General features: G+C 35.4%; 12 protein-coding genes. 10 read left to right on the top strand and 2 right to left on the bottom strand.

Annotation, left to right across the window (positions count from 1 at the left end):
• Positions 1 to 22: 22 nt before the first annotated feature.
• Positions 23 to 877 (top strand): sensor histidine kinase, encoded by an 855-nt coding sequence (locus tag COD11_RS21805; protein ID WP_098799021.1) that lies wholly within the window; start codon positions 23 to 25, stop codon positions 875 to 877.
• Between the two features lie 50 nt (positions 878 to 927).
• Here the strand turns inward: COD11_RS21805 and COD11_RS21800 are convergent, their stop codons facing one another.
• Positions 928 to 1,557 (bottom strand): response regulator transcription factor, encoded by a 630-nt coding sequence (locus tag COD11_RS21800; RefSeq protein WP_098799020.1) that lies wholly within the window; start codon positions 1,555 to 1,557, stop codon positions 928 to 930.
• Between the two features lie 232 nt (positions 1,558 to 1,789).
• Between COD11_RS21800 and COD11_RS21795 the strand changes: the two genes are divergently transcribed.
• The 8 genes from COD11_RS21795 (at position 1,790) to melA (ending at position 11,029) form a co-directional block, all read left to right on the top strand.
• Positions 1,790 to 3,028: a glycoside hydrolase domain-containing protein gene (locus COD11_RS21795; protein WP_098799019.1), complete on the top strand. Its 1,239-nt coding sequence runs from the start codon at positions 1,790 to 1,792 to the stop codon at positions 3,026 to 3,028.
• Positions 3,029 to 3,299: 271 nt separating this feature from the next.
• Complete coding sequence (locus COD11_RS21790; RefSeq protein ID WP_098799018.1) at positions 3,300 to 4,364, top strand: amidase domain-containing protein; 1,065 nt, start codon at positions 3,300 to 3,302, stop codon at positions 4,362 to 4,364.
• A gap of 70 nt (positions 4,365 to 4,434) precedes the next feature.
• A complete protein-coding gene (locus tag COD11_RS21785) occupies positions 4,435 to 4,863 on the top strand; it encodes a hypothetical protein (RefSeq protein WP_098799017.1) in 429 nt (142 codons plus the stop codon).
• 390 nt (positions 4,864 to 5,253) lie between these two features.
• Positions 5,254 to 6,279, top strand: coding sequence for a LacI family DNA-binding transcriptional regulator (locus COD11_RS21780; RefSeq protein ID WP_098799016.1), 1,026 nt, complete (start codon positions 5,254 to 5,256; stop codon positions 6,277 to 6,279).
• Positions 6,280 to 6,539: 260 nt separating this feature from the next.
• Positions 6,540 to 7,802 carry an ABC transporter substrate-binding protein gene (locus COD11_RS21775; RefSeq protein ID WP_098799015.1) on the top strand — a complete coding sequence of 421 codons (1,263 nt, stop codon included), beginning with the start codon at positions 6,540 to 6,542 and terminating at the stop codon, positions 7,800 to 7,802.
• 94 nt (positions 7,803 to 7,896) lie between these two features.
• Positions 7,897 to 8,823, top strand: coding sequence for a carbohydrate ABC transporter permease (locus COD11_RS21770; RefSeq protein WP_098799014.1), 927 nt, complete (start codon positions 7,897 to 7,899; stop codon positions 8,821 to 8,823).
• Positions 8,823 to 9,650: a carbohydrate ABC transporter permease gene (locus COD11_RS21765; protein ID WP_098799013.1), complete on the top strand. Its 828-nt coding sequence runs from the start codon at positions 8,823 to 8,825 to the stop codon at positions 9,648 to 9,650. Before COD11_RS21770 ends, COD11_RS21765 begins: the two co-directional genes overlap by 1 nt.
• A gap of 26 nt (positions 9,651 to 9,676) precedes the next feature.
• A complete protein-coding gene (gene melA / locus COD11_RS21760; protein WP_098799012.1) occupies positions 9,677 to 11,029 on the top strand; it encodes an alpha-glucosidase/alpha-galactosidase in 1,353 nt (450 codons plus the stop codon).
• A 200-nt stretch (positions 11,030 to 11,229) separates the two neighbouring features.
• Here melA and COD11_RS21755 read toward each other — a convergent pair whose 3' ends face one another.
• A complete protein-coding gene (locus tag COD11_RS21755) occupies positions 11,230 to 11,430 on the bottom strand; it encodes a Spo0E family sporulation regulatory protein-aspartic acid phosphatase (RefSeq protein ID WP_098799011.1) in 201 nt (66 codons plus the stop codon).
• A gap of 207 nt (positions 11,431 to 11,637) precedes the next feature.
• Here COD11_RS21755 and COD11_RS21750 point away from each other — a divergent pair, with 207 nt between their 5' ends.
• Complete coding sequence (locus COD11_RS21750; protein ID WP_098799010.1) at positions 11,638 to 12,471, top strand: class I SAM-dependent methyltransferase; 834 nt, start codon at positions 11,638 to 11,640, stop codon at positions 12,469 to 12,471.
• The last annotated feature ends 30 nt before the right edge of the window (positions 12,472 to 12,501 follow it).

Below are 12,501 nucleotides of genomic sequence, written 5' to 3'. Positions count from 1 at the left end.
GAAGTTTTGACAATACGTAGAAGTGAATAGGGGGTTTATTATTAATGTAGGTGAAGCGGATAAAAACTTTTACCTACTAGTATGTACTTCGAAAATTAATACACCTATTTTAACGAGAGATGAGCTATCTTATTTAAAAACCCTTGCTTATTACACACATGTAACGCTTGAGAACTTCTTGAAGATCGAAAATCTTATGCTATATCTTGAAAACCTTGAGCATTCAAAGGAAGAATCAAATCCAATTTGGCTTAACCGAGTTCTTTATAAGCTAGAAGAAAAGCAAAGGTCAGAGGTTGCTAAGGACCTTCATGATTCTGTTTTACAAGATTTACTCTCCTTTCAAAAGAACTTTGAAAGAGCGAGTGAATGGTATTTAACTAGTAATGATGTAAGTGCTGATGATATCAATAAAATGATGAATCACATTACGAAGATTATTAAAACAACAAGAGAAACATGTTATGAGTTAAGGCCAAATGTTTTATATGATTTAGGTCTAAAAAAGGGATTGGAAAAATTAATCTATCAACATGAAGATAACCATCAAATGACGGTTAATTTGAATATTAACAATCTTAAGGAGCCTGAAGATTTAGATGTTCAATTAAACATCTATCGAATTGTCCAAGAGCTCTTAAATAACGCGGCTAAGCATTCTGAGGCTTCTCATATTAATCTAATTCTTGTTAACATTAAAGATGTATTGGTTATTCATTATGAAGACAATGGTGTTGGCGCAGGGGTAGATACAGTTTTCTCCAAAGAAAGTAGCATGGGATTGTCAGGTATTCGTGAAAGAGTTACGTTATTAAATGGAACAATGAAGATTGATACGAACCCTGGTGATGGATTTAAAGTAATCATTGAAATATAAAAAGATAACCCTTCACTTGGCATAAGACAAGGATAGGTTATCTTTTTTATTTATAATAGTCCTTCTGATTTTGCAATTAAAACGGCTTCTGCTCGTGACGATACATTGAGCTTATTGAATATCTCGGTAATGGAATACTCAACTGTTCGTTTACTTACGAAGAGTTTATCTGCAATCTCCTGATTTGTAAGACCTTCACCTAATAATTCTAAGATGTTTCGCTCACGCTCGGTGTAGCCAACTTTCTCTCTTGGTGGTTTTGTGGTGGTTTTTAAAGATCTTTTGCAAAGTTCTAGAGACATCACAATATCACCGTTCAGAACATGATTAATATAAGTAACGATATCCTGTTTTGTTGTATTTTTATTAATAGCTCCGTAGATCCCACTTTTTATAGCCTCAATAAAATAATCCTCAATATCATATCCTGTATAAATAATGATCTTACAGTCAGGCTGATTCTTCAGAATAAGCTTAGACACTTCTATTCCGTTTTGATCAAGCCCCAAATTAATATCCATTAAAATCACATCATATTTTGTGTAATCTTTGTCCTTAATCATCTCAATAGAAAAAGGGGGCGACAAAGTATCAACAATGATGTCATTACACGTTTCTAATATAGCCTTCGTTCCCTCTGTTACTGCAATATGATCATCTACAACCAGTACATTAACCATGGAAATCACCCTCGTTCATCATCTCTTTTTCAAGTATACAACAAATTTGCGGACAAGGGGACAGGTCCCTTGTCCCACTAAATTAACGAAAAATACCAATTGATATAGGAACAAAGAATCTCTTTATCGCTACCCACACCCTTTTTTTCTAAGTTCATATCATATAGTACAGTCTCTAACCCTCATCCTTCTAAACACTCTGCCCCTAAATTAAAACGTTAGGAGTGAGTATATGAATCTCGGAAAAAATTCAGTGGTCTATCTTACAACATCTTTATTGATCCTTATAGGATTTTGTACCTTTATCTTTCTGAATGGTACTGATAAAAGCAAAGTGCCCCCTCAAGAAAACAACTCTTCAAGTGAAAATAGTTCAATCAATATCGTAAACAACATACAGAATAATATTACGAGTAACGGAGACGTAGTGGTGAACACAACGGTTAACAACGAGGTTAATACAGATCAAAGTGTTTCTATTGATAACTCATTACAGAATGACCTATCTGGTAGTGGCCATGCTAAAATTTTTAACCAGGTTGAAAATGATTTGAGTGAAGGTACTACCGGCCTACTTAATAATATGCTAAACAACAATGTTGATGGTATGGTCATTAAAAATTTAAAAAATGACCTTGTGAACAACTTGGGCATTCAAACTGAGATTCAAGTGAATAATGCAGTTGAAAATAGAAATACACCAAAGAAGTCATCGGAAAATAAGGATAACAATGGTGGTGAGAGCAACGGAAGTGATGGCAATGGCAATGATGGAGAGGATAACGAAGGTACCCCTCCTGAAGGTTTAGGCGAGATTGTATGGGGGATTGACTCCGCTAGTGAAACAACAGAGGAATTTACGATGTGTGTAAGGGAAAACTTCGGTGAGCCTGTGATTTATGGTCGCTATTTAGGTGATCGTGAAGATGTTTCTAGGGGTCTTACAGCAGAACAGGTTGACTTAATTCATGGAGAAGGGGCTTATATTCTACCGATATATAATCAATTTAGTGATGCAACTGGTTTTGATAACGGTGTTAGTCAAGCCGAGGGAGCGATAAATCTTGCTAATGAACTAGGTATTCCTAATGGAGTAGCCATTTTTGCTGACATTGAGCCAACATATCCGGTAGATTCCGAGTTTATAAGAGGTTGGTTTGAAACGATAAATGAATCACAATATAGCTCTGGTATTTATGGGGTTTTTGATCCGGAGAGTGATTTAGTGGCAGCCTATAATGCTGCGTCCGAAGAAAATCCGGATATTCTTGAAACAAACATTATTTGGACAGCATCACCAAATATCGGAATCACGACAAAAGCAAATGCCCCTGACGAATTTACACCAGATGCTCCTGAAAACTCCCTAGCATTAGGCTGGCAGTATGGCATCGATGCAGAAGCATGTAATATTGACACCAACTTATTTGACAGTCAAATTGTGAATTCATTATGGGCACCGGATTCTTAGGTGAAAGGTGTTCAACAGGTAAAGAAAGCCCGTTTGAGTAGATCTCGAATGGGCTTTCTGTATATACACAATTGTAAGCTAATCTAGCGAAGAGGATGAAATACCTATGTGCAGTTACCCTAAAGTCCTGAATGCGGCTAGTGTAATAGGATAATAGTTTGTGATATATTGCCTGTTTTTACATATTATTCTATATTTTTATACCTTTTTACATTTTTAAAATATATAATAAATCTCGGATATCCAAATAAATACAAAAAAGGAGAAACAAATGAAAAAAATTCTTACTCTCTCTTTCTCATTGATATTTATCTGTGTTTTATTTGGTTTTAGTCATCAAACTCACGCTAAGGAGTTTGATAGTTACACAATTGGGGAAATCGAACAAAAGCTATTAAACTATTTTGAAGAAGGTAATATTGATATAGAAATAGGATCTGAGGAATTTATTGATTATCTAGTTCTTCAGCTATTAGAGGATAAGGATGAAAACTTAGCTAAACATCCTGATTATGAACTAATTTTGTTTTATGCTGGTGAATATTTATATGAATTAGAAAATGCCCAAGCAGAAAATCCTGAAGAATTTATTCAAACTAGCTTAGCTTCTAAAAAAATAAACAAAGAAAAATTTAATCTAAAACATATTTCGAAAAAAACAATCAAACAAATTAAAAAGGAAATTAAAGAGCAAGATGAAGCGGATAAAGCTTTAGAAGAAGAAGTAGAAGCAGAGAAAAATAAAAAAGGTAAGAATAAAAATAAAAACAGTGATGTTTCGAGTCTAAGTGATAGTAGTGCAACAAAAACACTTATGGCGTATAGCGGGACAAATGCTGCAAATTACGCAAAGCAATGGGCAACTAAAACAAACCCTAACTTTAATAGATATCCATATAACTGCACAAACTTTGTATCTCAAGCAGTAAATGCTGGTGGTAAAGCAGAGAAAAAGCCAAGCTCTGTTCCTTCTGGAGATTATGCAACAACAAGCTATTGGTATAATGATGCATATTATGCATGTACAGGCTCTAATAGTTGTTACTGGAGAAAGAAAGCTGCTACATCTTGGATTAGAGTAATAGATTTTTACAGCTATTGGACAAAACAAGGAATGTCAGCGGTAACAAGTTCTAGTCAAAGTACTATTATTAGCAATGCAATTGTAGGAGATGTTGTTCAATTCCGTAAGTCTGACGGTAGATGGTTCCATTCCGTACTTGTTAACAGAAAGGCAAATGGAACGATCTACATTGCATCAAATACGAGTGATTATTATGATAAAAATTTCAAAAACACAAGTGAAAATATGTATAGAGTAATAAAAATGAGATAATAGGTAACTAGTACTCTATCCAATCCATTTCAGTCCATGTATGATAAAAGAAAAAATTGGAGATAACCACATGATGAATAAAAAAATAATTTACTCCATAGCTATTTTAATTATGTGCCTTGTATCCTGGGTCATCTACTCACTAAATCAACCCCCTGAGTGGGAGGGATACTCTAAGAATAAGGACTGGAAAACAACGTTCAAGGATGAACGAAGCCCTAAAGGATTTTGGAATGGCAACCTTGTTTGGAACGGAAAAGGAACAGTCACTATCTCAAATGTTATACTTACTAAAAACGGAACAGAAGTACATTCGGTAGACAGTAAAGTAGAATTAGAAAATGGTCAAAACTACAACTACCTAACAACAACCGAAAAAATAGAAAATAAAAAAGATGAAGTATTATTAATGATAAACTGGACTGACCAAAATGGAAGTTATGAAGAGATTATACGATTAGAACCTACATTAAGGTATTTTGTAGGTCCTGCGTTTTAGGGTGCCTGTCACTTCCCGAAGTTTGTCGAATGAAACAGTTGTCTTTTAACACACAGCAGATACTGATCTGATCGCTAAGATAAAATAAAAAAACCCCACTACAAATAAAGTGTAGCTGGGGTTTTTTATGATGAATTTTAGCGATGGAAAGGAAATGTTCAGTAAATATTTCCTTTTATTTTTATATGTAATATCTAATTTAATAATGAGGAAATTGATATATTGCAATATTTAATTTAATAAACAAGAAAAAACAGGGGGGGTTTAGTAAAAAATATATTGAAAACGCTTAATAATGCTGGTAAACTTTACCTAACAAAGGAAATGTTTAGTGAAAGTAATAGTGAAAATTCAGTGAAAGTTTATTAGATAACTAGTGAGGTAGTCAATATGGCAACGATAAAAGAAATAGCAGCTAAAGCAAATGTGGCTAGTTCCACTGTTTCGAGAGTGTTAAATAATGATCCGAGTTTATCGGTAGCTGATGAAACAAGAGCACGCATCTTAGACATAGCTAAAGAGCTTGGATATACAACGTTAAAAGAGAGAAAAGGTACACAAAATTCTTTTCATGAAAAACAACCGAGAGTAGGAATTTCATTTGTTCATACGTTAGAGGAAAAAATCGATGGAGTTGAAGACCCTTATTTTACCGCTATAAGAAAAGGGGTGGAAAATGAATGTGTTAATCAGGGGATTTATGCAAACAAAATGATCAGAATGTCAGATGATGATAAAACCTTTGATCATGAATTAGATGGGCTAATTGTCGTTGGTGGAACTAGTATGGAGGTTCTTGAGAGTATAAGAAGAATAAAAAATGTGGTGTTTATTAATCATTGTCCTGACGAGGAAAATTTCGATTGTGTTGTGATTGATTTTGAAAAAGCAACCGAAAATGCTTTAACACATTTATTAAACCAGGGATATAAGAAAATTGGATATCTTGGTGGAACAGAAAGAGATTACTTATCCGATCATAAAGTTGTTGTGAATAAACGATTTTCTACCTATAAAAGGGTTCTTGAATCAAAGGGGACATTTTGTGAGGAGTATGTTGTCATTGGAGAGTACACGATGACTCAAGGGTACGACCTTATGAAGGAGTTTATTAGAAAAGGGAATTTACCTGAAGCCTTTTTCGTCGCATCAGATTCAATGGCAATAGGAGCAATGCATGCTCTACAAGAAGCAAATATAAAAGTACCAGAGGATTTAGCCATCGTAAGCTTTAACGATATTCAAATGGCTCGATTTGCAAGTACTCCGTTAACTACTGTAAAAGTATATACAGAACAAATGGGAAGAGTTGGTGTTCAGTTGTTACTCGATAAAATGAATGGGAGAGAAATTCCATTGAAGGTAACAGTTCCGACAAAGTTAATGGTGCGTCAAAGCTGTGGTGCGAATCGATAAAGATAAAAAGCTTTAAAGGGGGTGGTTTTCTTCACGAGTTGTATTCAGTTTTTAAAAAATAAGAGATAAAAAGGAATAATGAATGTAAAAAATCCATTTGGCAGAATGAATTTTTTAGGTATAATTCAGCATTCTTTTTATCTCGAAGGCTCCCAAAATGGGAAAATAGTTAGACTTTCATTATAATCTAGCTTTTATCGAAAGAAAAGAAAAACACATTAAGACTGTATTCTTTAGAAACGAAAAAGTGGGGGATAAGAATGAAAAAGTTGATAAGTATGATCATTTTTGTAATCGCTTTCTCGATGTTTGCAGCAGCTTGTTCTAACAAAGGAGCATCTAGTGAGGAAGAGGATGGAAAAGTAACTTTATCTCTATTTTTAACGATGAGTAATGAAGGTGAAAAGAAAGCTATCGAGAGTGTTGTTGCTGATTTTGAAGAGAAAAATCCTGATATTAAGATTGACTTAAACCTTCCTGGTGGAGGATATGAAGATATGCTTCGCGTGAAAATGGCGGCAAATGATATGCCGGATTTATTTGATACACATGGTTGGTCACAGCTTCGTTACGGTGAATATGTAGCAGATCAAAAAGACATGGCTTGGGTACAAAACCTAGATCCAGCACTTGATAAAATTCTGAAAGATGACACTGGTAAAGTTTATGCTTTTCCTATTAATCAAGCAAAAGATGGTGTTAGTTTTAATGTAAATGTATTAGAAAAGTATGGTGTGGAGCCTCCTCAAACAATTGATGAGTTTGTCAAAGCTTTAGAAACGATTAAAGAGAAAAGCAATGGTGAAGTAACACCTTTATGGATTCCAGGTGGAGACAACTGGACAATAGGGCAAATTTATGATCAGCTTGCGACTCCTCTAGTTATTACAGATGAAAATAATAGCCATGGAGAAGCGTTAACAGACGGTTCATTTGATTGGTCGAATTATACACCACTACCTAAGCTAATGAAGGAGCTTCAAGATAAAGGACTGATCAATGAAGACGTCCTTACAGCAAAGCTTCAGCAGGCTACAGAATTGATGGCCCAAGATAAAATAGCCTTTACCTTTGTAGCAGGATCACTAGGACCGGATGCAACGGAATTAAATCCTGATGTGAAGGTTGGTACGATGCCTGTTCCTGCTTTCCATGAAGGTGATGAGCAAAGCTGGATTGGTGGGGAGCGTCACACAATTGCGATGTGGAAGGATACAAAGCACCCTGAAGAAGCGAAAAAGTTCATTGAATTTATGGCACAGCCGGAAAACATTGAAAAAATGGCGCAAGGAACGTCTGCACCAGATGCTCTAACAAATGTAGACGCGGAAAACTACTTCTCAGAATACTACAAACAGTATGAAGACATTGCTGTAGAACCTTACTTTGACCGTGTTTATTTACCAAGTGGAATGTGGGATGTTATGGCTACTACTGGTCAAGAGTTGTTTGCAGGAACGCTAACTCCTAAACAGCTTTCCGAAAAAATGGGTGAAGAGTATACACGTTTAAGAAATCAGTAACTTCGATGGAAAGGCTGAGGTATTTCTGTAAAGGAGAGGCTAGATTTGCTTTCTCCTTTGAAATACCGCAAGTCTATATGAGGAGTGGAAATAAATGAGCGAATTAGTAACAAATACTGAGAGATCAGTAGCGAATAAGTCAAAAAAGCTCAAAATAAAAAAGCAATCATCACTATGGTGGATGTATCTCCCGAGTTTTGCCGTTGTTTTTCTGTTTATTCTCTATCCTTTTTTCAATGGAATTCAGCTCTCTTTTACAAATTGGAACGGATTTTCTCAAGATTATGATTTTGTTGGCTTTGATCAATATAAACGACTTTTTGCAGATCCTACAACATGGTTAGTTGTGAAAAATACGCTTCTATACGGAATCGGAAGTACAATTTTTCAGAACGTTTTGGGGCTTTTATATGCATTGCTTTTAAATCAAAGCATAAAAATGAAGGCTATTACAAGAACAATTATTTATTTACCGGTTATCATTAGCCCGTTGATTATGGGGTATATTTGGTACTTTTTCTTCGCCTTTCAAGGTGGAGCCCTTAATGATGCGTTGCAATTCTTTGGTTTTGAAAAGATTAATGCTTTAGGAAATCCAGAAATGAATACATGGATCATCGTGTTTGTTAACACCTATCAATTCGTTGGAATCGCGATGATTATTTATTTAGCTGGATTACAAAGCATTTCAAAAGATTACTATGAAGCTGCACAAATTGATGGGGCATCATCATTTCAACAATTTAAAAACATCACATTGCCTATGTTAATGCCATCTATCACGATTAATATGGTGTTAAATATTATCGGTGGTTTGAAACTATTTGATGTGATTGTAGCTTTAACAGGTGGTGGCCCGGGGAATGCATCACAATCGATGTCCACTTTTATGTATGATTTGTATTTTAAGAGACAGGATGCTGGGTATGCTGCGACACAGGGTGTGTTTATGGCATTTATCATTCTGATCCTGAGCTTATCAGCCCTTATTTATTTTAAGCGGAAGGAGATTGAAGCATAATGGAACACCTTAATAAAAATAAAAAACTGCTAACAGGTGTATCAATACTCGTTATGTTCATTCATATTATCCCCTTCTATATTATGGTGACAACAGCTTTAAAGGCTAAGGGGGATTTTAGTTCAAAATGGGTTTTTCCAAAAGAATTAAACTTGCAAAATTTTTCAGATGCCTGGACGATTGCAAATTTAGGTCCATCATTTGTGAACACAACGATTATCACCGCTTGTTCAGCTGCTTTGCTCATATTCTTTGGCTCGATGGCAGCATATCCAATGGCGCGCCGTCAAACAACATTAAATAAGGTTTTCTATTTCTTATTTATTGCCATCATGATTATCCCGCCATTAACGGCCTTGGTTCCTTTATATAAAATGGTCGTTAATATTGGAATGATGAATACGTATGAAGTAGCAATTTTAAATAATGTTGCGGCATTTATGCCACTCACGATTTTTTTATACGCTGGATTTATTCGTTCAACTGTTCCTAAGGAGCTGGAAGAAGCTGCGAAAATTGATGGAGCGAGTACACTTGGAACATTCTTTCGAATCGTGTTTCCGTTACTTAAGCCTGTAACAGCTTCCGTACTGATTATAGCTTGTGTTTTTATCTGGAATGACTATCAATTTGCCATCTTCTTTTTGCAAGATAAGTCCATGCACACTGTAACGGTTTCGCTAGCAAGCTTTTTTGGGCAAAATCAAAATAATTTAAACTTAGTAGCAGCTGCAGCGATATTAGCAATGCTGCCAATGACACTACTATTCTTATTTCTACAAAAATATTTTATTGCCGGTTTATCTTCTGGGTCAGTTAAAGGCTAATTTTTTATAAAGAAAGGATGTTAAGTATGTCTAAAATTACATTTATCGGTGCAGGAAGTACAGTATTTGCAAAAAATGTGTTAGGAGACTGTATGTTTGTCCCAGCTTTAGCTGGATTTGAATTCGCCTTATTTGATATTGATGAGCAACGATTAAAAGATTCAGAGAATATGCTTAACAACTTAAAGCAAAATTATAATTGTAATGTCACAATTAAGGCTTACGGAGATCGCAAGGAAGCCTTGAGAGGGGCAAAATATGTTATAAATGCGATTCAAGTGGGAGGCTACAAGCCAAGCACTGTAATAGATTTTGAGATTCCTAAAAAGTATGGATTGCGTCAAACGATTGCAGATACGATTGGTATTGGCGGTATCTTTAGATCATTACGTACTATTCCAGTTATGCTGGATTTTGCTAAGGATATGGAAGAGGTTTGTCCCGATGCGTTATTCCTTAACTATACAAACCCAATGGCAACTTTAACTGGAGCAATGCTTCGCTATACAAATATCAAAACTGTAGGACTTTGCCATAGTGTTCAAATTTGTACAGAGCATCTGTTCAGAGATTTAGGAATGGAGCATGAAGGAATAGAAGAGAGAATTGCAGGAATCAACCATATGGCATGGTTACTTGAAGTAAAACGTGATGGAAAAGATCTATATCCAGAAATTAAACGTCGTGCTAAGGAAAAACAACAAGGGAAGCATGATGATATGGTACGATACGAATTAATGGATAAATTCGGTTACTATGTAACGGAATCTTCCGAGCATAATGCGGAATATCATCCATATTTCATTAAAAGCAAATACCCAGAGTTAATTGACCGTTTCAATATTCCACTAGACGAATACCCACGTCGCTGTGTGGAACAAATTGAAAGATGGGAAACGATGAGAGAGGATATGGTGAATAATAGTCAGCTTACTCACGCAAGATCCCACGAATATGGATCTCGAATCATTGAAGCAATGGAAACAAACATTCCATTTAAGTTTGGTGGAAACGTCCTTAATACAGGCCGGTTAATCAGTAACTTACCTGAGAAAGCGGTCATTGAAGTACCATGCGTTGTGGACCGAAGTGGTATTATGCCGACCTACATCGGTGACCTACCAGAGCAATTAGCAGCCCTAAACAGAACAAACATAAACACACAGCTACTAACAATAGAAGCAGCCATCACTGGAAAAAAAGAAACACTCTACCAAGCAGCAATGCTTGACCCACACACAGCTGCTGAACTATCTATGGACGACATCATCTCTATGTGTGATGACTTAATCGAAGCACACGGGGGATGGTTACCGCAGTTTTCGAAAGAGGTTGTGGCGGTGCCTGTCACTTCCCGAAGTTTGTCGAATGATAAATGATAAAGGGTGCACTTCACCCTTGTTTCAACATTAAAAGGGGTGTNNACACCCCTTTTAATGTTGAATTAAGTATGGAGACAAGGTGCTGTTCCTTCTATTTTTTTTATTTTAAAGTTACCAAGAGCGAGCTCTATATGACATTAAATACAAATAATGGGACGAGCCAAACTGCCTCCTGTCCCAAGGATATATGTACTACACTATAAATTCTTTTTAAGTTGCTTTATGAGTTGTAATTCAAAAATATATTTATCTAATTTTTTACTCTTACCAATTGTTCTGGTGCTGGTAAGGCCATAACTTCTAACAGTTTTCTTTATATCTTCTTGTAATTCGATAATTGATTCTTCTAGTTTTTCCTCTAGTATTCCTAGAGTGCTAGATGTTAATGAGGTTGTCATCTCTGTCACTCCTGATGAGTATATTTTCCTATTTATTTTACAATGTTTTGGTGGGAATGTGTATCTAAAGTTTTGTTTTAAATTGAAAGTTCATTGGTGAGATTAGTAAAAAAATATGTACCTTTTCTTATACATTATTGTTACTGATAAAAAATAATTAACTATATACTAGAAGAAGTGTAGATAAAATTAGTGCGGGAGGTCCGTATGGGAAACAATTCTATGTATAGTATAGAAGAAAAGTGGCAGGAAGGGATAAAAGACTGGCAAGGAAATCTGCCTGAGCGAATGATAAACGATCAGAGTGAGGAGAATTTTTGGCAGGAGTTGCTAAAAAAGAAAGACAATATCGGTGAACCAGATCTTTATGCCATCGAAATAATGAAACATGTTTCAAGTTTAATAGATGATCAAGATGAACTACTTGAAATTGGACCAGGATGGGGAAATTATACATTTTCGTTAGCAGAAAGAGTAAAGAAGCTAACACTTGTTGATAGTTCTTCAGCAATTCTTGATTTTTTAAATGGAGAATTACATAAACGAAATATTACGGACGTTGAGTTCATTCGTGAAAAGTGGGAACATATAGAACTAAATAAAAACTATGATGTTATCTTTGGCTTTAATTGCTTTTATCGAATGTTTGGAATTAAAAAAGCCTTGCTTCATATTCATAAACATGCAAAACGATTAGCAATCATTGGGATGACAACAGGCCCCATTCAACCACATTACTTAGAGCTTCATGATCAATATGGTATTGAGGTGAAATTTCCACGTAAAGATTATATTGATTTGCTCAATCTATTATATGAACTAGGAATCTATGCAGATTGTAAGATCATCCCTTTATCCAGAATACAGGTATATTCATCATATGAAGAATGCCTAGAGAAAAATATGAGTAGAATTCTAACCGATAACGTAGATATATCATTGGTGGAGGATGTTCTAAGTAAATATATTGTGTGTGAGAACGGGAAGTTTATTTACAGGAATGAGTATAATGCGGCTTTGATTAGCTGGAGACCTAAATAGGTAGGTAGGGGGTGCCTGTGGTCAAACCCC

The organism is Bacillus sp. AFS040349 (assembly GCF_002577655.1).
Taxonomy (GTDB): Bacteria; Bacillota; Bacilli; order Bacillales; family Bacillaceae; genus Metabacillus.
This window is presented reverse-complemented; position numbering and strand designations above follow the sequence as displayed.

What these genes read in the sequence shown, in the direction of transcription:
- COD11_RS21800 (WP_098799020.1), bottom strand. Translation starts at nt 1,557, where the DNA reads ATGGTTAATGTACTGGTTGTAGATGATCATATTGCAGTAACAGAGGGA.
- COD11_RS21785 (WP_098799017.1), top strand. Translation starts at nt 4,435, where the DNA reads ATGATGAATAAAAAAATAATTTACTCCATAGCTATTTTAATTATGTGC.
- COD11_RS21765 (WP_098799013.1), top strand. Translation starts at nt 8,823, where the DNA reads ATGGAACACCTTAATAAAAATAAAAAACTGCTAACAGGTGTATCAATA.
- COD11_RS21795 (WP_098799019.1), top strand. Translation starts at nt 1,790, where the DNA reads ATGAATCTCGGAAAAAATTCAGTGGTCTATCTTACAACATCTTTATTG.
- melA (WP_098799012.1), top strand. Translation starts at nt 9,677, where the DNA reads ATGTCTAAAATTACATTTATCGGTGCAGGAAGTACAGTATTTGCAAAA.
- COD11_RS21780 (WP_098799016.1), top strand. Translation starts at nt 5,254, where the DNA reads ATGGCAACGATAAAAGAAATAGCAGCTAAAGCAAATGTGGCTAGTTCC.
- COD11_RS21750 (WP_098799010.1), top strand. Translation starts at nt 11,638, where the DNA reads ATGGGAAACAATTCTATGTATAGTATAGAAGAAAAGTGGCAGGAAGGG.
- COD11_RS21755 (WP_098799011.1), bottom strand. Translation starts at nt 11,430, where the DNA reads ATGACAACCTCATTAACATCTAGCACTCTAGGAATACTAGAGGAAAAA.
- COD11_RS21770 (WP_098799014.1), top strand. Translation starts at nt 7,897, where the DNA reads ATGAGCGAATTAGTAACAAATACTGAGAGATCAGTAGCGAATAAGTCA.
- COD11_RS21775 (WP_098799015.1), top strand. Translation starts at nt 6,540, where the DNA reads ATGAAAAAGTTGATAAGTATGATCATTTTTGTAATCGCTTTCTCGATG.
- COD11_RS21790 (WP_098799018.1), top strand. Translation starts at nt 3,300, where the DNA reads ATGAAAAAAATTCTTACTCTCTCTTTCTCATTGATATTTATCTGTGTT.